Raw genomic sequence first — 19147 nt, 5'->3', positions numbered from 1 at the left:
ACCGGCTTATTGCTCGCCGCCGCCATTGGCGCGGCGCAGTTCCTGCTTTACGCTGGTGACGACGGTCATGTTGCGGGCGACCTTCAGGTCCTTCTCGATCGCCTTCTCGAACTGCTGGGCATATTCATTGCCGACGACATTGCCGAGCTGACCGCGCACCTGTTCCACCAGTTGCGGCTGCCCTGCGGCGTCTTCCTGCTGAACCTGGTCAAGCTGGACGAGGAAGTAACCGCGATCCTGGCCGATGGGCAGCGCCTTGATCGTGCCCTTCGCCATGTTGAACATCAGCGCCAGCGGGGGAGGCGGCGCCTTGTCGCCACGCATCAGGTCGGCGCGGCGGCCCGCGGCCTTCTGAACCGGGGGCAGGGGCACGCCGGCGGCGGCAAGCGCTTCCTCCAGCTTTGCGCCCTTGGCGACCTTTGCGCGAATCTGTTCGGCAACCGCCTTCGCCTTGATCGCGCCCTGAGAGAGTTTGTATTGCGCGACAACCAGTTCGCGAACCTTGACCAGCGGCGGCGGCGCGGCGGCGGCGATATCGCCCACCTTGAGCAAGGCATAGCGCTTGTCCTGAACGATGGGCACGATCTGCGCATCGTCATCGGCGGCCATGTCGAAACCGGGTTTCAACAGCGGCAGCACGTCCGGGCTGGCCTTATATGCCTGATCCTCGACATTCTGGCCGTTGGAGACGAGCAGCGGCGTGGTCTCAATAGTCAGGCCATTATCCTTCACCGCCTCGTCGAAGGTCGCGCCATTGCCGATCTGATCCTCGATCTTGCCGGTAAAGTCGGAGAGCAGAGCCTGTTCTTTCTGGCCGCGCAGCGTCTCGGTGATTTGCGGGCGCACCTGATCCAGCGTCTGGGCAGGCTTGCGGTCGATGGCGGTGACGCGCAGCAGGCTCCAGCCAAGCGGGGCGCGGACGGGGCCGACCAGGCCGCCCTGCGGAGCGGTGAAACCCTGGGCAGCGATGGCGGCGGAGGAGGTGGCGGCAAGCTGCGCCTGTGTCTGGCCCGTCAGGGTCGAGACGGACAGGCCAGCCGACTGCGCAGCCGCGGCGAGGGTCTTGCCACCCGCAACGTCCGCCGCGACGGTCTTGGCGGCGGCTTCGGTCGGCAGGATCAACTGCTCGAAGCTGCGCGTCTCGGTCGCGGCATAGGCGGTCTTGTTGTCATTGTAATATTTGCCGATTTCCGCGTCGCTCGGCTGTGCAGCGGCGGCGAAGCGCGACAGGTCGATCACGGCATAGCGGAGGCGGCGCTGTTCGGGGATCGTATAGCGCCCGGCATTGGCCTTGTAATAGGCGGCAAGCTGCGCATCGGTGGGTGCAGTGGCCGGTACGAAGGCTTCGGAAGGAATCGCAGCGATGCGTCCTGCGCGCGCCTCCAGCAGCAGCGAGGCATAGGGCAGGACAAGGCTGTCCGGCAGGCGGACGCCCAGAGTTGCCGGACCCACCACCTGCTTGCCCATGATTTCCTGGGTAATGTCGTCGCGCAGCAGCTTCTCGCTGACATTCTGGCCGGCCAGAGCGCGGCGGAAGATGTCTTCGCTGAAATTGCCCGATGCGTCCTGGAAAGCCGGGATGGCGGCGATCTGCCCGTCGACCATCCGCTTGCTGACGCTCATCCCCTCATTCTTGCCGAAGGCGGCGATGGAAAGGCCCGCAACAAGCTGATCATAAACCTGGTCGACGCCGCCCTGGGCGAGGAAGGATGCGATCTGCAATGTCGGATTATTGCGGCGCTCCTGCTCGAAAACGCGCTGCGACCGGCTTTGCAGGTCGGCGGAGGAGAGGGCCGATCCGTTTACCTTGGCGGCGTTGCTTCCCGCGCCGCCGAACAGGCTGGTGATCCCGCCGCCCTGGCTGTTGCCGGTGATATCGCCCATCGCAAAGGCGATGCCGATGATGGCCAGGAAGCCGAGGGCGATCCATGTGCCGACCTTCGATCCAAGAAAACGGCGGAAAAAACTGAGCATCGGGGGTCCGGAAATGGCTGTATCGTTACGGGTCACCCACTAGGCCGCTTGGGGAGAAGCATCAAGCGGTTACTGGACATGTGGGCATCAGACGCTATCGCCGCTCCCATCATTCACCCTCTCGTGCAGGAGAAGAAGGCTCATGGGCAGGCGCAAGCTGGTTGTCGGCAACTGGAAGATGAACGGGCTGCGCGCCCAATTGCCTGAGATCGCGGCGATCGGGGAACTGGCGGGCCAGCATCCGGCGGTCGAGGTAGGATTGTGCGTACCCGCGACCCTGATCGAAGCGGCAAGCGGCGTGTCGGGCGCCGCCTTCATCGGTGGGCAGGATTGCCATCAGAAGGCGAGCGGCGCGCATACGGGATGCGTTTCCGCCGCGATGCTGAAGGAAGCGGGCGCGGGCTGGGTCATTGTCGGCCATAGCGAACGGCGCATGGACCAGGGCGAGACTGACGCAGACATCGCCGCGAAGGCTCTGGCCGCCAACGCGGAGGGGCTGAAGGTCATATTGTGCGTGGGCGAGAGCCTGGACGTGCGCGATGCGGGCAGTGCCGAGAGCGTGGTGTCGGCGCAATTGCTGGCCTCGCTGCCGGAGGGGGCTGCGGCGGAGTGGCTGGCCATCGCCTATGAGCCGATCTGGGCGATCGGCACGGGCCGCATTCCGACGATGGAGGCGGTGGAGACCATGCATGTCGCCCTGCGCGCGGCCCTTGCAACGAAGATCGGCGCAGACGCGGACGGCATGCGCATCCTCTATGGCGGCTCAATGAACGGCGAGAATGCCGCGGAGTTGATGGCCATTGCGGATGTCGACGGCGGCCTGGTCGGCGGCGCGAGCCTGACGGCAGGCAAATTCGCGCCGGTGATCGCCGCTGCGGGCTGATGCAGCAAATCGTTGAGCAGCGCTGATTTGGCGGCTAAGGCGCATCTGTGAACCGGATCGGCCAAATCCTGATGGCGCTGCTGCTGTTGCTGGGGCAGATGAGCGTGCTTGAACCGGCGGTGTCGAGCACGCCGCCGTCGTCGGACGCCGTGCACGCCACGCTGCCCTGCCATTCCGAATCCCGTTCGCACAAGGCACCCCTGCCGCATATGTGCTGTTCCGCCAGCCTCGCCTTTACGGCGACGGCGGAAACGCGGTTGCCCAGCCGGGCGAAGATCGCTGCGGTGGAGCCTGCGCATTGCGCCACGCCTTTGTCTGGCATGGCCCTGCCGCCCCGCACGCCGCCGCCGCGCGCCTGACCTGAAACCGGTAGCGCCGTTCCCAGTGGACGGCATGGAAGGGCGCACTGGCGCCCGCGATCGCCCGCATCTGTCTCCAGACGGGCGACGGTTCAGGATATCTATATGAAATATATATCATTTGTTCCCGCTACGGGAGCATTGGCGCTGGCGTTTCTTGCCGCACCGCAAGTGGCGATGGCGCAGGCCAATGAGGAGAGCACCGAGGAAGAAGAAAGTGGCGAAATCGTCGTTCAGGCGACCCGTTCCGGGCGACGGCTGGCCGACGAGCCGATCCGTGTCGACGTGCTCGATCGCGAGGAGATCGAGGAGAAGATGCTGATGAAGCCCGGCAATGTGGCGATGATCCTCAGCGAGACCGGCGGCGTCCGGGTGCAGGTGACTTCGCCGGCGCTGGGCGCGTCCAATGTCCGCATTCAGGGGATGGATGGGCGCTTCACGCAATTGCTGGCGGATGGGCTGCCGCTGTACGGGCAGGCGGCTTCGCTCGGCTTGCTGCAGATACCGCCGACAGACCTTGCCCAGGTGGAGGTGATCAAGGGGGCGGCGTCTGCGCTCTATGGTCCCTCGGCGCTGGGCGGTGTCATCAATCTGGTGTCGCGCCGCCCCACCGACACATTGGGGGGCGAGGCGCTGCTCAACATCACCAGCCGCGACGGACAGGATGCGACCGCCTATGTCGCCGGGCCGATCGCGGAGGGCCTGGGCGCATCGATCACCGGCGGCGTTCACCGGCAAACGCGCCGCGACCTGGACGGTGACGGCTGGATCGACATGCCGGGTTATGATCGCTGGACCGTCCGCCCGCGTCTGTTCTGGGAAGGGGCCGAAGGAGGAAAGGCGTTTCTTACGCTCGGCGCGATGGATGAAAGCAGGCGGGGCGGCACCCTCAAGGGGCGCACGACTCCCGACGGCATGCCCTTTCCCCAGACCCAGGATACGCGGCGCTATGACGCCGGGTTGACGGCGGAGATGCCGGTCGAGGGGCTGGGCACGGTGAATATCCGCGCCTCGGCGATGACCCAGAAGCATCGGCACGGCTCTGGCGCGGTGATTGAGAATGACCGTCACAGCACCTTGTTCGGCGAGGCGTCGCTTTCGGGCAAAGGCGCGGGGACAAGCTGGATCGGCGGTGTCGCCGTGCAGGCCGACCGTTACCGGTCAAGGACCTTTCCCGCCTTCGATTACCGCTACACCAGCCCCGCCATATTCGGTCAGGTCGAGCAGGATTTGACGCCCGATCTGACCCTGGCCGGGAGTGCGCGGCTGGATGCGCATAATGCATATGGCACGCAGTTCAGTCCACGATTCTCGGCCCTGTACCGGCCGGGACCCTGGAAGATCCGCGCCTCGGCCGGGCGGGGTTTCTATGCGCCCACGCCCTTTGTCGATGAGATAGAGGCGGCTGGGCTATCCCGGCTGGACCCGCTTGCCGGGGTGAGGGCGGAGACCGCCAAGGGCGCTTCGGTGGACTTCGGCTATGCCAAGGGACCAGTCGAGGCGAATGTGACGCTGTTCGGCTCCAACATTCAGGACAGCACCCGGCTGATCCCTTTCAGTTCGACCGGGGCGGGTCAGCCCGATCGCGTGCGGCTGATCAATGTGCCCGGAGAGACGCGCCTGCGCGGCATGGAGCTTCTGCTCCGTTACCGCTGGCAGCAGATTACCTTGACCGGCAGCTATGTGCATGTTCATGCGTCCGAACCGGCGCTGTCCGGGGCAGGGCGTCAGCCCGCGCCGCTGACGCCGCGCCACACCGGCGGACTGGTCGCCATATGGGAAAAGCCGGGCAAGGGCAGGATTGGTCTGGAAACCTATTATACCGGGCGGCAGGCGCTGGAGAACAATCCCTATCGCCAGTCGAGCAAACCCTATGTCGAGATGGGGATGATGGGCGAGCTGATCCTGGGCAAGATCAGCCTGTTCCTGAACGCGGAGAATATCCTGAACGTCCGCCAGACCCGCTATGATCCATTGCTCCTGCCGCGCCGCGCGGTGGATGGCCGCTGGACGACGGATGTGTGGTCGCCGACGGACGGGTTCGTGCTGAACGGCGGGATTCGCTTCAAATTCGGCGGATAGGCGAGGCACGGTCCCCCGGCTGGGCCTCCGCCCGACCGGGGGACCGTTTGTGCGGTCATAGTGGCGTGAAACCTCCGCGCTTGGTGGAAAAGTCATGCAGATGACTGTCAATTGGTGCGTTGACTAAGGTGGATCTTTCCCTGAATTTTCCGACGACGACTAAAGCGTTTCGATAATTCAGGAGAAGACAAGAATGGCCCGCATATCGCTCTGCGAACCGCAAGATCTGCCGCCCTCCCTGCAGCGCATGAGCGAGGAGCATGGCCATGACCCAATGATGGTCAACATGTTGCAGGGTTTCGCGCCCGTGCCTGAACTCATCCAATCCTTCATGGGCTGGTACTATCCCTGGCATGCCAATGGAGAAGGGGTGCCTGCCCGCCTTCCGGCGCGGTTGAAGGAGCTGGTCCGTCTGCGGATCGCGACCTTCACCGGCTGCAGGTTGTGCAAGGCCTCGCGCCAGCAGCCCGACACCATTTCCGAGGATCTCGCCGAATATATCGATGACCCGGAAACCCAGGAAAAACTCAGCCCCGCAGAGGCCGTGGCCGTCCAGTTCGCCGCCAAGCTGGCCACCGATCATTTCAGCGTCACCGACGCGGATTTCGCCGTTCTGCGCAGGCATTTCGATAATGCCCAGATCCTCGAACTGCTGGTGATGGTGAGCGTCATCTATCTGGGGTTCGGCCGCGTCCTGTCGGTGTTGGAACTGGACAACGCCACCTGCCCGATACCCTCGGCCGCGCCGGCATGGACGACTGCGCCCGAAAATGCGGGCATGCAGGCGCAGCGGGACTATAGGGCGCTCCACGCCGCGCCGGTGGAGGGCTGATACTCCATCCGGGGATTTCCGTCGCGGGCATGCCGTTTCCGGGCGCCCGCGACGAAGACGCCCTCAGCCAAAGCCCAGCGGAGATCTGTAGCCCGGCGAAGAATAGACCAGCCGCTGTTCGCCGACGAAATTGTAACTGGTCTTATGGTCGATGAAATTCGGCTCATCGGCGGCGATCGCGGCCAGCGCTTCCTTTCCGGCGGGTGACTGCCATGCGGCAATCAGCGCTTCCTCGCTTTCAAACCAATGTTCGGCAACGCCGTCATAGGGAAGGCTGGCGCCCGGATTGGCGTTTCGCGGGCCATTGACCATGTCGAAAACCCTGGGGTGAGCCACCCGCGTCTGGACGTAGCGAACATCTCCGATCAGGTCGAGATATTGCGACACCAGCGGACCATGATGGTTGCGCCAATAGTCGTCAAACTCCTCCAGGGACATTCCGGGGCGACGGCGGGCAAAGGTCAATATCTTCAGCATCCATTCCTCCTTCTTTTTTGTCCGGCGCTGGCGTCGCTATCCCTATGTATATGGACCGTGAGCGAAGCCGTACGCCGCAACCGAACCGTTCGGACATTGATTGCCCGCAACGATTAGGCCGGAGCGGAAATTAGTTGGGCGGTGGATGCAGCGCCAGCCGGGCCGGACGCGAAGCAGCTTCCCACAATGGCGATAGCGGACATGCCCCAGCCATAAGCGCGTCCCTCCGCCATTGCCCCCAGCCCACATCATCGCTATGTGCCCGCCAACGCATTTCATAACCGGGCTTTGACTTCCGCATGTTCACCTTCCTCCTTGTCGTCCAGGCGATCATCGGCGCGATCCTGGTCACCGTCATCCTGATGCAGCGGTCGGAAGGCGGCGGTCTGGGCATGGGTGGCAGCCCGTCCGGCTTCATGTCGGCGCGCGGCGCGGCGGATTTCCTGACCCGGTCGACGACGATCCTGGCGACGCTGTTCGTCGGCTTGTCGATCGTCATGGCGGTCATCGCCTCGGTCAAGCATGCGCCGAGCACCATCGACACCTCGCTGTCCAAGACGCAGACTCCTGCAGCGGCGAACGGCGCTCCGCCGATGGCGGGTCAGGACCCGCTGGCAGGCGCGGCGCAGTCTGTCGGCAACAGCGCGGCTCCTGCGGCGACGGGCAATCAGACCGTTCCGCTGGCCAACTGATCCAGATCAAAAAACTATTTCCGAGTATTTTTGCAGGCGGGCGGATTCGCGCGCTTGCCCAACAGCTTTGTTAGGGGCTAAGCCTTCATTCCCATGGCGCGGTATATATTCATAACCGGCGGCGTGGTCTCCTCGCTTGGCAAGGGCCTTATGGCCGCCAGTCTTGCAGCTCTGCTGCAGGCGCGGGGATATCGCGTGCGTATCCGGAAGTTCGATCCCTATCTCAATGTCGATCCGGGCACGATGTCGCCCTATCAGCATGGCGAGGTCTATGTGACCGATGACGGGGCGGAAACCGACCTTGACCTTGGCCATTATGAACGGTTTACCGGCGTCCCTTCGCATCAGTCCGACAATGTGACGCAGGGCCGCATCTATCAGACGATCATCACCAAGGAGCGCCGCGGCGACTATCTTGGCGCGACGGTGCAGGTGATCCCGCACGTCACGGACGAGATCAAGGCCTTCGCCATGGCGGACACCGACAATCTGGATTTCGTCCTGTGCGAGATTGGCGGCACAGTCGGCGACATCGAAAGCCTTCCCTTCATGGAGGCGATTCGCCAGCTCCACAACGATCTGGGCCGGGGGCAGTCGATCTTCGTCCATGTGACGCTGGTGCCGTACATCGCGGCGGCCGGTGAGCTGAAGACCAAGCCGACGCAGCATAGCGTGCGCGAACTGACGTCGCTCGGCATCCAGCCCAATATCCTGCTGTGCCGGTGCGAGCAGCCTTTGCCGGATAGCGAACGGGCCAAGATCGCCCTGTTCTGCAACGTCCGCAAGGAAGCGGTGATCCCGGCGCTTGACGCGCCCAGCATCTATTCAGTGCCGACCCAATATCATGCCGAAGGGCTGGACGAAGAAGTGCTGCGCGCCTTCGGCATAGACGGGTCGCCGGAGCCGGTGCTGGATCGTTGGCTGGACATTATGGACCGTCAGGCCAACCCGGAAGGGGAGGTGACGATCGGCGTTGTCGGCAAATATGTCGGGCTGCCGGACGCCTATAAGTCGCTGCACGAGGCGCTGACCCATGGCGGCTTCGCCAACCGGGTGAAGGTCAATATCAAATGGATCGACGCTGAACTGTTCGAGAAGGGCGGGGACATTGCCGCCAGCCTGGAGCCGATGCACGGCATATTGGTGCCGGGCGGCTTCGGCGTGCGGGGCAGCGAGGGGAAGATCGCCAGCGTCCGCTTCGCGCGGGAGCGGGACGTGCCTTTCTTCGGCATATGCCTGGGCATGCAGATGGCCTGTATCGAGGGCGCGCGGAACACGGCGGGCATCAAGGATGCATCAACCACCGAGTTCGGCGACACCAGGGAACCGGTCGTCGGCCTGATCACTGAATGGATGGGCACTGAGGGCCTTCAGAAGCGCGCCGCCGGCGGCGATCTGGGCGGTACGATGCGGCTTGGCGCCTATCCGGCGAAGCTCGCGGGAAACAGCGTTGTCGCCGGCATTTACCAGGGCGAGGATATCAGCGAACGGCACCGGCACCGGTATGAGGTAAATGTCGGCTATCGCGACGCTCTGGAAAAGGGTGGCCTGCTGTTTTCCGGCATGTCGCCGGACGGCACCTTGCCCGAAATCGTGGAACGGCCCGATCATCCGTGGTTCGTCGGCGTGCAGTTCCACCCGGAACTCAAGTCCAAGCCATTCGATCCGCATCCGCTGTTCGCCAGCTTTATCGAAGCGGCGGTCAAGCATAGTCGGCTCGTCTGAAAACGGACGAGGCCTAGAAAGTCCATTCGGGCTGAGCCTGCCGAACCTCCGACCTTCTCTTTGAGTAAGGGCAGTTCCTTCGGCAGGCGCTCAGGACTGGCTTCGACAAGCCAAGCATGAATGGATGTTCTACCCAGATCGTCAGCAATTGCGCCGGCGGTTGTTCTTTTCGTTATTCTTCTTGTCGATATGCTTACCGAGCAATGCGCCGCCCACGCCACCGGCAATCGTGCCCAGCGTCCCGCCGCCCAGCGCGCTGCCTGCCACCGCGCCGCCCGCGCCGCCGACGATCAGTCCGGTCGTGCCCTTGCTCCGCTTACAGCGGGAATCATAGCGGCGGTCATCGCCGCGATATTCACGGTCGCGGGCAAAACTGACCTGCGGGGCGAGGCCGGGGGCCACCACCGCCACGGCAAGTGCGGCGGCCATGAGCTTCGTTTGTTTCATATCGGACTCCTCTCAATATAGCCGTCATAACGCGGCCGGGCCGGATTGGTCGCACCGCGCCGGCTTATCTTTCGTCCAGTTTGCCGGGATAGCGGCCTATTTGCGGACGCAGCATCGTGTTTGCTGGACAGCCCGAATGGCGGCGATAGGATCGGCGCATGCGTATTACCCTGATAGCGAGCCTGATGCTCGCCACCGCGCTTCCGTTCGCCTCCCCGGCGGTCGCCGCGACCGAATCGGCCCATGACCTCAGCGCCACGCGCGCGAAAATGGCGCGCATAGAGATGCGGCCGGACACTAGCTATCTGAACGTCGAGGAGCGGCAGGTCGTGAACCTGCTGATCCAGGCAGCGAACAAGATGTCGGATATCTACCTCCGACAGAATTATGCCGACAATCCACAGGTGCGCAGCGCGATTGCGCGGAACCGGCGAGCGGACCAGCCGCTGCTGCTCGACATGTTCGATCTGATGGCGGGGCCATGGGACCGGCTGAACGAGGACGCACCTTTCTGGGGAACGCAGCCCAAGCCTCCGGGGGGCGGTTATTACCCCGTCGACCTGAGCAAGACGGAACTGGACGGGTATATCGCTGCCCATCCGGCCGAGAAGGACGCGCTGCTCAGCCCCTATACGGTCGTGCAGCGGCAGGGCGGCAAGCTTGTCGCTATCCCCTATTCGAAACAGTATGCGCAATGGCTGGAGCCTGCGGCGAAGCTGTTGGAACAGGCGGCGGCGATCACCACCAACGCCAGCCTCAAGAAATTCCTGACGCTGCGCGCCACGGCGTTCCGCACCGACGATTATTTCGAATCGGAACTGGCTTGGATGGATGTGAAGGACACGCCGATCGAAATCACCATCGGCCCCTATGAAAGCTATCGCGACGAGCTTTATGGGCAAAAGACAGCGTTTGAAGCTTATGTGACGCTGCGCAACCCGAAGGCGTCGGCGGCGCTCGACAAATATAAGCATTATCTGCGCGACATGGAGGCGAACCTGCCGGTTGCCGAGACCTACAAGAATTTCCAGCGCGGCTTTGAGTCCCCAATCGCCGTCGTCGACCAGGTGCATGGCGGTGGCGAGAATGTTCCGGGCATACAGACGGTCGCGTTCAACCTGCCCAATGATGAGCGGGTGCGCGAGGCGAAGGGCGCGAAGAAAGTCATCCTCTCCAACGTGCTGGGCGCGAAGTTCGAGCGCATATTGAAGCCGATGGGCGCGCTGGTGCTGGTGCCCGAACAGGCGGCCCTGCTTTCCAAGGACTATATGGAGAATGAGACGCTGTTCCATGAGCTGTCGCACAGCCTGGGGCCGGGCACCATCGTCAAGGATGGCCGCAAGACGACCGTCACGCAGGAGTTGAAGGAGCAGGCATCGAGCCTTGAGGAGTGCAAGGCTGATGTGATGGGCGCCTGGAACATATTGTTCATGATGAAGAAGGGCGAAATTCCGGCGGCGGAGCGCCCGCAACTCTATGCGACCTATTTCACCGGCATTTTCCGGGCGATGCGCTTCGGCCTGGGGGAAGCGCATGGGCAGGGCGCGGCCGCGCAATATACGTTCCTGCGCGAGCAGGGCGCTTTCTCATGGGACAGCGGCGCGAAGCGGTTCCGGGTCAATGACGACAAGATGGAGGCGGCGCTAGGCGCTCTTATCGCGGCGATCGTAAAGCTGCAGGGCGATGGCGATTATGAGGGCGTAAAAGCCTTCTACACGCGCTATGCGAAGCTGGATGCGGAAGCGCAGGCCGTGGTTGCGACCATGCAATCCATCCCGGTGGATATCCAGCCAAGCTATCCAGAGAAAATCTAACCCCTAATCGTGAACATGTACGGCCGTATAGGGGACCTGCACATAGTTCAGCACCGAGCGGGCGGCGCGGCCCGCGCGGGTGCTGGTCGAGCCGAACAGCAGTTCGCCGACATTGAGGCCGATGCCGAAGAATATCCGGTGCTTGAGCGGGTCGCTGCGCTCCCGCTCCCGCGCGGTGAAGCCGCTCGCCATATAGCCCATATGCAGTTCGACAAGGCGCAGCGGCGTCTTTTTGAATTTCTCGACGCCCGCAAGTTTGAAGGCCGCAAGATAGCGCTGCTGCCGGAAATGGCGGGTGCCGTCGAACGTGTAGACGTCCGAATTCGGCGTCACCAGCACACGGAAGTCGAGCTTCTCCTTCAGCCCCGGAACCTCGTTGCGGATAATGGAGAAGGCTGCGCCGCTCGTGTTCATCACGACGTCCTGCCAGGAAAAGCCGCTGGATTTTTTCAGCCCGTCATAGACTTCGCCATAGAGCATCAGGCCGGAAGCCAGCAGGGCTGCGGTCACTGCGCTGCCGCGCGCTTCGCCGGCCGTCTTACGGTCGATGCGGGCGCGCAGAATTTCGGCGAACAGATAGGTGTCATAGGCGTGGGCCAACTTGTCCAGGCCGAGGTTGATCGTGTTTTTTCCGAAAAAGCCTTCATTCTGGAAATGGAACTTCTTGCCGCCTTCCTTGACGATTTTCTCGACATTGAGGACCGTCATGTAGGTTGCGGCGGCGGCGACCTCCCACCGGATCGTGCGGAACTGGCTACCGAAGGACCGAAAACGCGCGGCGTTTTCGGGATATTTTTGAGGCTGCGGCTCTCCCGGACCATAAACCGCAGGGGCCGCCGCGGTGTCGCTGCGGTCAAGATCGGCCTTGCCCGGATCTGTTGTGAGATCGCTGTCGCCCTGGTCAACCAGGCTTGGATCGGCATTTTGCACAAAGCCCGTCCGGCCAGGTTCTATCCCGCAGGGAATCCCTTCCCAGGCGGACCGGCACGGGCTGATGACAGTCTCGACAACGCTGTGCGCATAAGCGGGTCTGGCGAACGCCCATCCACAGACCAAGGCACCCGAAACCAGCCGGAAATGCTTTCCCGCCCCCGACGTCCAAGGTTGGGCCGAGCCTGAAAATTTCAAAACTGCCAAGATGTGTCCCCGATCTCCAAATATGGTTAACATCGGGGTGATCGGGACTGTCAATCTCTAAGATGACGCTTTGATGACATTGCGCGGCGGCGTGACGTCACCGCCACAGAAAAAGGGGCCGCGATGACGCGGCCCCTTTCATGCGTATCGGTGAGATAATTCAGGCGGCGTCGCGATTTGCCACGATGTCGACGACCTGACCGCCGTTGATGGCGATCTTCTTCGGCTTCATCGCCTCGGGCACTTCACGAACCAGTTCAATGGTCAACAGCCCATCCGAAAGACCGGCCGTGTCGACGCGAACGAAGTCGGCCAGTTCGAAGCGACGCTCAAAGCTGCGATTCGCGATGCCGACATGCAGGAACTTGGCGCGGTCGGCGCTGGAGCTTTCCTCCTTGCGGCCGGTCACCTGCAGCAGATTCTGCTGGGCCGTGATGTCCAGCTCCTCGGCACGGAAGCCCGCGACGGCGAGAGTCACGCGATAGCGATCCTCGCTGATCCGCTCGATGTTGAAAGGGGGATAATTGTCGCCCTGCGCCGCGCGGCTGTTTTCGATCAAGTCGAACAGACGATCGAATCCGACGGTGGAGCGGCGGTAGGGGGTAAGATCAAAACCACGCATGTCATATCTCCAATGAGCATAATGAACGATGCCGGACCCGAAAATATGAGGCGCCCGGCAATAATGCGTCCGATCCCGAACTGGCGACCGGACCATGCTGATATGGTTGAGCTATTTTCCTGTTCAAGAGGGTTGGGGAATGCGGCGCTCAGGAAGATGTCGCCTGGATGCAAAAGTGCCCGGACCGTCGCCGATCCGGGCACTAATGGACGATTGCTCGTCTCCCCCTTGGTACCGCGTCAACCGATCCATTAGCCCCCAAGCTCCGGACCAGGACTGCGATTTCCCTGAACCACGGCCGTTTGTGCCTGTGTTCCGGGAACCGTGCTATGGCGCAGCGGCGGCGCTGTCATCTCCAAAGTGGAGGGATGATTCATTTTGGAGTCATGCTGTGATTATTACGCAACAATCTGCATCGCCTTGCCTGCATGTTCCCCCCGACCTAGAGGGACAGTAGAAAATTACAGGATTGCTCGCGCCGACATGATTCTTTCGCGCTATGAACGGATGATTGCCAAGCGCTACCTGCTCCCAGGGAAGGGGGAAGGGTTCATCTTCCTTGTGGCGGGCATCAGCCTTGTCGCCGTGATGCTGGGCGTCGCGGCGCTCATCATCGTCATGAGCGTCATGAACGGGTTCCGTGCGGAACTGTTCGACAAGATTGTCGGCCTGAACGGACATGCCGTGGTGCAGGGCTATAATGGCCGCTTGCCCGACTGGCGGAATGTGCTGAAGGAGGCCAAGGCAACGCCGGGCGTCACCAATGCCACCCCCCTGATCGAGCAGCCATTGCTCGGCACCTATCAGGGGCGGGTCGAGGCGTTGCTGGTGCGCGGCATGACCGTCAACGACATCCGCTCCAACACCACGATGAAGGTGCTGGCCGGCAAGCTCGACGCGCTGACGCCCAATAGCGGCAAGGTCGCCATCGGCTCCCGGCTGGCGGAGAATCTGGGCATTACGCTGGGCAGCCGGATCACCATCATCAATCCGGCGGGGCGGGCGACGCCATTCGGCACCGTGCCGCGCGAGATCAGCTATGAGGTCGCCGCGATCTTCGAGATCGGCGTCTATGACTATGACAAGGCGTTCGTGGTCATGCCGATGGAGGATGCGCAAACCTTGCTGCTGATGGGCGATGTTGTGGCCATGATCGAAGTCGAGACGGTCAACCCGGACAAGGTGCAGGAGATATTGGCGCCGCTGGCCGAGAAGGTCGCGGGGCGCGCCGTCGTAAACGATTGGCGGCAGATGAATGCTTCGCTGTTCGAGGCGCTGGCGGTCGAGCGGGTCGCGATGTTTGTCGTGCTCTCCATCATCGTGCTGGTTGCGGTGTTCAACATATTGTCGTCCCTCATTATGCTGGTGCGCGCCAAGACGCGGGATATCGCCATATTGCGGACGATGGGCGCGTCGCGGGGCGGCCTGATCAAGATATTCATGACGGTGGGCGTCACTATAGGCACGCTGGGCATGGTGGCCGGGATGGTGCTGGGTTTCATATTCCTGTTCTTCCGCCAGGCGGTGGTGAACGCGATCCAGTTTATCACAGGGCAGAATCTGTGGGACCCGTCCGTCCGGTTCCTGACCGAATTGCCGTCCAAGCCCGATCCGGTGGAGATAGCGATCATCTGCCTGATGGCGCTTATCTTCAGCTTCCTGGCGACGCTCTATCCCGCGTTCAAGGCCGCCAATACCGATCCCGTGCAGGTGCTGCGTTATGAGTGACGTCCTGAAAGTGACGGGCCTGACCCGCAGTTTCACGCAGGGCGGCGTGACCATTGACGTGCTGCGCGGCGTCGACCTGTCGGTCGGGCCGGGAGAGATTGTGGCGCTGCTTGGCCCATCCGGCTCAGGCAAATCCACCCTGCTGCAGGCCGTGGGCTTGCTGGAAGGCGGGTTTGAGGGATCGATCCTGATCGGCGGCGAGGAGGCGGCGAAGCTGGACAATGACGGGCGGACGCGGGTCCGGCGCGATGCGCTTGGCTTCGTCTATCAGTTCCACCACCTTCTGCCAGATTTCAACGCGGTGGAGAATGTGATCCTGCCCCAGATGATCCGTGATGCGGAGCCTGAGAAGGCGCGGGAGCGGGCGGAATCGCTGCTGACTTCGCTCGGGCTGGGACACCGGCTGGAACATCGGCCCAGCCAGCTATCGGGCGGTGAGCAGCAACGTGTCGCCGTGGCGCGGGCGTTGGCGAACCAGCCCATGCTGGTGCTGGCCGACGAGCCGACAGGCAATCTGGATGAGCGCACAGCGGATGTCGTGCTGGCCGAGTTTTTGCGGCTGGTGCGTGGCGAGGGATCAGCGGCGCTGGTCGCTACGCATAATGAGCGGCTGGCGGCGAAGATGGACCGGATTGTCCGCCTGCACGAAGGCGTGCTCGATAACTGAACGGTTCGCCGTCAGGCCGCTGCGGACGTCGTGTCGCGGATATTGGCGACGAGAACCCTGTCGCGTCCTTCCGCCTTGGCACGCAGCAGGGCAGCGTCGGCGGTACGGAGCAAGGCATCGGGGCGGCCATGGTCCGGCGTCGAGGCGAGGCCAATGGAAATTGTCACGCTCCGCAGCGACTTCTGATGATGATCGATTTTCAGTTCGAATATCTTCTGCCGGATCTTCTCCGCGCGCTTCCGGGCCGTTTCGGTGTCAAATCCGGGCATGAGAAGCACGAATTCTTCCCCGCCATAACGGAAAGCCATGCCTTCTTCCCGCGTCGCGTTGGCGAGTACGGAGCCTACGGCGCGCAACACTGCATCGCCTGCGTCATGTCCATGCTCGTCATTGAACCGCTTGAAATGATCCACGTCGATCATCAGGCAACTGAGGGGAAGGCCGTTACGGTCGGCCTCAATGGTCTGGGTCTTGAGCATGGCGTCAAGCTGCCGCCGGTTGCCAAGCCCAGTAAGCGGATCGGCCATCGCCATATCGCGCAAAGTGTCGCGCAGCCGCAGATTGGCGAGGGCCAGACTGATATTCTCCGCCAGCATCTCGACATATTTCCCGGCCGGATTCGCGCTGTCTTCGTCCGCGCCGTCACGCAGCTCGAAATAGAGCAATCCCATCGTCTCGCCCTGCGCCGTCAGCGGCACGCAGATCGGCCGATGATATTTCGGTCCGTCCAGATGGGCGCAGGGAATGTCGATCAGTTCGCCTTCCGGCCGGTGCGTTTGCCCGCGACGAAGCGCCCAGCAGGCGTTGGGAGGAAATTCTTCCCGGGAGTCATGTGGAGAAAGCCAGTTGCACGCCTCTGTCATGCTGTTCCGGCGCTCGTCGAAAATATAAAGGCGGCCAGCGAAAACCGGCGCGATTTCCGGCGCGAAACGGGCGACGACACCGACCAGATCCTCGGTGCTGCCACAGCCCTGAAGCCGCTGGGTCATGCGGGACAGAAGGTCGCGCATTGACCGGTCGGTATCGCGCTCACGCTCCAGCCTCTGCCGTTCCAGGCCATTTTCGCGGAAGATGCCGATAGCCTGCGCCATATCGCCAATCTCATCCACCTGGGCGAGTTCAGGCAATGGCACCTCGAAATCCTCAGCAGCCAGGCGGGATACGACATCGCTGAGCCGCACCACGGGGCGCAGGATACGCTGCTTCAGGATGAAATAGAGGACGCAAAGAAAGAGCAGAGCGGTAATGCCGACCATCACTTCGGACATGGACCGCAGCATCCGCGTCGCCTTGGTGGCTTCGGCTACAGCGCTTTCGGTGCGCTGGTCGATAAGAAACTGGAAGCGGCTGATCTGGGTATCGATGCGGTCCAGTTCCCGCTCATATTCATTGCTGAACAAAATTTTACGCGCGGTTTCCGGTTCGCCCGCGGCCATCGCGCTGATCGCCGCCTGCTGCTCATCCAATAATGCATCGGACCAGTGAAGCCCCAGGCGCAGGGCGCTCAGCTCGGATGGAAGCGCGCCAGTATCCTTGAGGTGAGAAAGGCGCTCCTCCACATTTTTCAGTCGGCCTGCTTCCCCGTTCCATGCCGCCAAGTGCGCGGGGTTGCCGCCAACCGCATAAGAGCGCGCCTGTTCTGTCATACGCAGCGAGTCGTCGCGGAGGGTGGAGGTCAGTTCGTCAAAACGTGCCCGTTGCTCAACGGCGGCTCGCTCACGGTCCTCCGCGCCGGATGCCAGCAACATCGTCACACCGGACATGACGGTGAGAAGAACAGTGGCTCCGTAGGCCCAGTTCGTGATCGTGGCGATCCGCATGGATAGGATTATAGACACCAAGCCCTGTCCAATGGTTAAAACCATAATCATTGCGGAGATAAGTGTTAGGAAAGGGCATGATGTCCCTTTACGATTTCGCCGTGCGCACGGCTGATGGCCGGGAGCAATCCCTCAACGACTTTCGTGGTGAGGCGCTCCTTATCGTCAATGTCGCCAGTCAGTGCGGCTTTACGCCGCAATATGCGGGCCTTGAGGCGTTATACAGGAAATACCGGAATAGCGGTTTTGCCGTGCTTGGGTTTCCGTGCAACCAGTTTGGCGAACAGGAGCCAGGGACTGCGGCGGAAATCGCCAGCTTCTGCTCGCTGACCTATGACGTCACCTTTCCACTGTTTGCGAAAATCGATGTCAACGGCGGCAACGCTGATCCGCTCTTTACATGGTTGAAAGAGCGGAAGCGTGGCCTGCTGGGGACAAAAGCGATCAAATGGAATTTCACCAAATTCCTGATCGACCGGACCGGCGCGGTGGTGGATCGCTATGCCCCGCTTGTTAAGCCAGAGGGGATCGAGCGCGCGATACAGGCGATTATTTAGCCAGCGCCGCCAGTTTTTCAGGGCCAACGGCGGCAACCGCAGCTTTCAGCTCGTCGATGCTGGCGGCCGTGCCACTCGCCTCCACCATGAAGCGATTGGCGACCGTCGTGCCGAACTTGCCGTCATTGCTGCTCTTGTCCCATTCTTCGGTCACGATCTGACCGTTGATGGTCTGGGTCCTTTCATAGCCGGTCTCTGTCTGACGGCTGGAATTGACGTTCATTGCAGCGCCCATGCCCGCGAGCGCGCCCATTGCGGCCATGTCAGTGATTTCCACCCGAAAGCTGCGGTCGCCCGCCTCATAGCGCGCCTCCGCATGGGACCCCCCCGCGCCAAGCCCCGCGCTGGATATTTCCGTGCGCTTGTAGCCGCCGATAGCGCCCGGCAGGAACGCCTGCAGCGCCGAAGGATCGACAGCACCGCCCTGACCGGTCTTGGCGGCGACCTCCATTTTCTTGGCGGCCTCCTCCATCTTCGCTGAGGCGGCCTTCATCTTGTCGAGGTCGATTTCGCCCATGCCAGGAACGGTTACGGTGCCCGACTCCTGTGTCGCCACCGGTCCGGCGATGCCTCCGCCAATCATGGCGAACGGCGCCATGATAAGACCAAGCAGCGTGTAGAGCACGACGCCAACCACGGCGCCGCAGATGACGGTGACGACCGTATAGGACAGGGCCTTGTCCGCCGGCGATTTCATCAGCACGGGCAGGCCGGTATAAAGCAGATAAAGGCTGTAGAGGCCGACAATGCCCAGCAGGGAAAGCGATGGAATAAGCGAGAATATCCCGGCAAGCCATCCTGCCGTCGCGGAGTAGACGGCCACCTTGAACGCCTGAATGCGATTGCTGGTCCCGCCAAAATTCGGCGCGAGGAAATCGATGATGAACGCGAGCAACGCAATACCGGCCAGCGCGAACACATATTGCGTCACCGCCATGCTGACCGAACTCATCAGCGACGGGCGATAATGGAAGCCGAGCGCGCTGAAGCCGAAGATCTGGCTGCCCAGAAGAAGGGCCACCGCAGGGACTGCGGCAAGAATGAGCGCATAATCCTTAAACAGGCTGGAAATCGTCGCAGACTCGACATCTATGACGGGCCATTCCTCCTTTGGCTTGAGGATGATGGCTTTCGCACGATCAATTATGGATTTCGGGCGCGAAATCGGATCGCCTTCGATCATTCTTCTTCTCCCCACTATTTGTGTGCTTTTGATCCCACGGGAAGGCGCGAAGTGCAATGACCTGTTTGGGTCGGAAAAGCAGGATTATCCCCGGATAGTTAATGCGCGGGGGGTTATCACGACTCGACGGCGTTGCTAGATTGGCCTC

Annotated in this window: 17 protein-coding genes; 10 read left to right on the top strand and 7 right to left on the bottom strand. The window is 62.1% G+C overall.

What is annotated here, in order from left to right; all coding sequences use genetic code 11:
- Nucleotides 1–6 precede the first annotated feature (6 nt).
- The gene (locus BHQ40_RS10165) at nucleotides 7–1974 is read right to left on the bottom strand and encodes a peptidylprolyl isomerase (protein ID WP_070155498.1); all 1968 of its coding nucleotides are present in this window, start codon (nucleotides 1972–1974) and stop codon (nucleotides 7–9) included.
- Nucleotides 1975–2116: 142 nt separating this feature from the next.
- Between BHQ40_RS10165 and tpiA the strand changes: the two genes are divergently transcribed.
- The 4 genes from tpiA to BHQ40_RS10145 all read left to right on the top strand — a co-directional run bounded on the left by tpiA (nucleotide 2117) and on the right by BHQ40_RS10145 (nucleotide 6130).
- Entirely contained in the window at nucleotides 2117–2857 is a 741-nt protein-coding gene (tpiA, locus tag BHQ40_RS10160; protein WP_070155496.1) for a triose-phosphate isomerase, read from the top strand.
- Nucleotides 2858–2904: 47 nt separating this feature from the next.
- Nucleotides 2905–3216, top strand: a complete 312-nt coding sequence (locus BHQ40_RS10155) for a hypothetical protein (RefSeq protein WP_070155494.1) — start codon at nucleotides 2905–2907, stop codon at nucleotides 3214–3216.
- A 105-nt stretch (nucleotides 3217–3321) separates the two neighbouring features.
- Nucleotides 3322–5298 (top strand): TonB-dependent receptor plug domain-containing protein, encoded by a 1977-nt coding sequence (locus BHQ40_RS10150; protein WP_070155492.1) that lies wholly within the window; start codon nucleotides 3322–3324, stop codon nucleotides 5296–5298.
- Between the two features lie 193 nt (nucleotides 5299–5491).
- Nucleotides 5492–6130 (top strand): carboxymuconolactone decarboxylase family protein, encoded by a 639-nt coding sequence (locus BHQ40_RS10145; protein ID WP_070155490.1) that lies wholly within the window; start codon nucleotides 5492–5494, stop codon nucleotides 6128–6130.
- 63 nt (nucleotides 6131–6193) lie between these two features.
- Here BHQ40_RS10145 and BHQ40_RS10140 read toward each other — a convergent pair whose 3' ends face one another.
- Nucleotides 6194–6607: an EthD domain-containing protein gene (locus BHQ40_RS10140; RefSeq protein WP_070155488.1), complete on the bottom strand. Its 414-nt coding sequence runs from the start codon at nucleotides 6605–6607 to the stop codon at nucleotides 6194–6196.
- A gap of 299 nt (nucleotides 6608–6906) precedes the next feature.
- On the opposite strand from BHQ40_RS10140, the gene secG reads away from it, so the two are divergent.
- Entirely contained in the window at nucleotides 6907–7299 is a 393-nt protein-coding gene (gene secG, locus BHQ40_RS10135; protein ID WP_070155486.1) for a preprotein translocase subunit SecG, read from the top strand.
- A gap of 93 nt (nucleotides 7300–7392) precedes the next feature.
- Nucleotides 7393–9024 carry a CTP synthase gene (pyrG, locus tag BHQ40_RS10130; RefSeq protein WP_070155485.1) on the top strand — a complete coding sequence of 544 codons (1632 nt, stop codon included), beginning with the start codon at nucleotides 7393–7395 and terminating at the stop codon, nucleotides 9022–9024.
- Between the two features lie 141 nt (nucleotides 9025–9165).
- On the opposite strand, the gene BHQ40_RS10125 is transcribed toward pyrG, so the two are convergent.
- Nucleotides 9166–9471 carry a glycine zipper 2TM domain-containing protein gene (locus BHQ40_RS10125; protein WP_070155484.1) on the bottom strand — a complete coding sequence of 102 codons (306 nt, stop codon included), beginning with the start codon at nucleotides 9469–9471 and terminating at the stop codon, nucleotides 9166–9168.
- A 158-nt stretch (nucleotides 9472–9629) separates the two neighbouring features.
- Between BHQ40_RS10125 and BHQ40_RS10120 the strand changes: the two genes are divergently transcribed.
- Nucleotides 9630–11285, top strand: a complete 1656-nt coding sequence (locus BHQ40_RS10120) for a DUF8614 domain-containing protein (RefSeq protein ID WP_070155482.1) — start codon at nucleotides 9630–9632, stop codon at nucleotides 11283–11285.
- A gap of 3 nt (nucleotides 11286–11288) precedes the next feature.
- Here the strand turns inward: BHQ40_RS10120 and BHQ40_RS10115 are convergent, their stop codons facing one another.
- Nucleotides 11289–12215 carry a DUF2279 domain-containing protein gene (locus BHQ40_RS10115; protein ID WP_253183318.1) on the bottom strand — a complete coding sequence of 309 codons (927 nt, stop codon included), beginning with the start codon at nucleotides 12213–12215 and terminating at the stop codon, nucleotides 11289–11291.
- 367 nt (nucleotides 12216–12582) lie between these two features.
- Nucleotides 12583–13044, bottom strand: coding sequence for an Hsp20 family protein (locus BHQ40_RS10110; RefSeq protein WP_070155480.1), 462 nt, complete (start codon nucleotides 13042–13044; stop codon nucleotides 12583–12585).
- A gap of 483 nt (nucleotides 13045–13527) precedes the next feature.
- Between BHQ40_RS10110 and BHQ40_RS10105 the strand changes: the two genes are divergently transcribed.
- Together BHQ40_RS10105 and BHQ40_RS10100 are read left to right on the top strand one after the other, a co-directional pair.
- Entirely contained in the window at nucleotides 13528–14772 is a 1245-nt protein-coding gene (locus tag BHQ40_RS10105) for a lipoprotein-releasing ABC transporter permease subunit (protein WP_070155478.1), read from the top strand.
- Nucleotides 14765–15439, top strand: coding sequence for an ABC transporter ATP-binding protein (locus BHQ40_RS10100; protein WP_070155476.1), 675 nt, complete (start codon nucleotides 14765–14767; stop codon nucleotides 15437–15439). The genes BHQ40_RS10105 and BHQ40_RS10100 overlap by 8 nt, the downstream gene beginning before the upstream one ends.
- 11 nt (nucleotides 15440–15450) lie before the next feature.
- Here BHQ40_RS10100 and BHQ40_RS10095 read toward each other — a convergent pair whose 3' ends face one another.
- Nucleotides 15451–17259 carry a sensor domain-containing diguanylate cyclase gene (locus BHQ40_RS10095; protein WP_070155475.1) on the bottom strand — a complete coding sequence of 603 codons (1809 nt, stop codon included), beginning with the start codon at nucleotides 17257–17259 and terminating at the stop codon, nucleotides 15451–15453.
- A 77-nt stretch (nucleotides 17260–17336) separates the two neighbouring features.
- On the opposite strand from BHQ40_RS10095, the gene BHQ40_RS10090 reads away from it, so the two are divergent.
- Complete coding sequence (locus BHQ40_RS10090; protein ID WP_290438425.1) at nucleotides 17337–17816, top strand: glutathione peroxidase; 480 nt, start codon at nucleotides 17337–17339, stop codon at nucleotides 17814–17816.
- On the opposite strand, the gene BHQ40_RS10085 is transcribed toward BHQ40_RS10090, so the two are convergent.
- Entirely contained in the window at nucleotides 17809–18999 is a 1191-nt protein-coding gene (locus BHQ40_RS10085) for a Yip1 family protein (RefSeq protein WP_070155473.1), read from the bottom strand. The two genes, BHQ40_RS10090 and BHQ40_RS10085, sit on opposite strands and share 8 nt — an antisense overlap.
- Between the last annotated feature and the right edge of the window lie 148 nt (nucleotides 19000–19147).

This window comes from Sphingobium phenoxybenzoativorans, assembly GCF_001757355.1.
Classification (GTDB): domain Bacteria; phylum Pseudomonadota; class Alphaproteobacteria; order Sphingomonadales; family Sphingomonadaceae; genus Sphingobium; species Sphingobium phenoxybenzoativorans.
Note: the sequence above shows the minus strand (reverse complement) of the source record. Positions and strands in the feature narration are given on the sequence as shown.

What these genes read in the sequence shown, in the direction of transcription:
- BHQ40_RS10165 (WP_070155498.1), bottom strand. Translation starts at nt 1,974, where the DNA reads ATGCTCAGTTTTTTCCGCCGTTTTCTTGGATCGAAGGTCGGCACATGG.
- tpiA (WP_070155496.1), top strand. Translation starts at nt 2,117, where the DNA reads ATGGGCAGGCGCAAGCTGGTTGTCGGCAACTGGAAGATGAACGGGCTG.
- BHQ40_RS10150 (WP_070155492.1), top strand. Translation starts at nt 3,322, where the DNA reads ATGAAATATATATCATTTGTTCCCGCTACGGGAGCATTGGCGCTGGCG.
- BHQ40_RS10145 (WP_070155490.1), top strand. Translation starts at nt 5,492, where the DNA reads ATGGCCCGCATATCGCTCTGCGAACCGCAAGATCTGCCGCCCTCCCTG.
- BHQ40_RS10140 (WP_070155488.1), bottom strand. Translation starts at nt 6,607, where the DNA reads ATGCTGAAGATATTGACCTTTGCCCGCCGTCGCCCCGGAATGTCCCTG.
- secG (WP_070155486.1), top strand. Translation starts at nt 6,907, where the DNA reads ATGTTCACCTTCCTCCTTGTCGTCCAGGCGATCATCGGCGCGATCCTG.
- pyrG (WP_070155485.1), top strand. Translation starts at nt 7,393, where the DNA reads ATGGCGCGGTATATATTCATAACCGGCGGCGTGGTCTCCTCGCTTGGC.
- BHQ40_RS10125 (WP_070155484.1), bottom strand. Translation starts at nt 9,471, where the DNA reads ATGAAACAAACGAAGCTCATGGCCGCCGCACTTGCCGTGGCGGTGGTG.
- BHQ40_RS10120 (WP_070155482.1), top strand. Translation starts at nt 9,630, where the DNA reads ATGCGTATTACCCTGATAGCGAGCCTGATGCTCGCCACCGCGCTTCCG.
- BHQ40_RS10110 (WP_070155480.1), bottom strand. Translation starts at nt 13,044, where the DNA reads ATGCGTGGTTTTGATCTTACCCCCTACCGCCGCTCCACCGTCGGATTC.
- BHQ40_RS10105 (WP_070155478.1), top strand. Translation starts at nt 13,528, where the DNA reads ATGATTCTTTCGCGCTATGAACGGATGATTGCCAAGCGCTACCTGCTC.
- BHQ40_RS10100 (WP_070155476.1), top strand. Translation starts at nt 14,765, where the DNA reads ATGAGTGACGTCCTGAAAGTGACGGGCCTGACCCGCAGTTTCACGCAG.
- BHQ40_RS10095 (WP_070155475.1), bottom strand. Translation starts at nt 17,259, where the DNA reads ATGCGGATCGCCACGATCACGAACTGGGCCTACGGAGCCACTGTTCTT.
- BHQ40_RS10090 (WP_290438425.1), top strand. Translation starts at nt 17,337, where the DNA reads ATGATGTCCCTTTACGATTTCGCCGTGCGCACGGCTGATGGCCGGGAG.
- BHQ40_RS10085 (WP_070155473.1), bottom strand. Translation starts at nt 18,999, where the DNA reads ATGATCGAAGGCGATCCGATTTCGCGCCCGAAATCCATAATTGATCGT.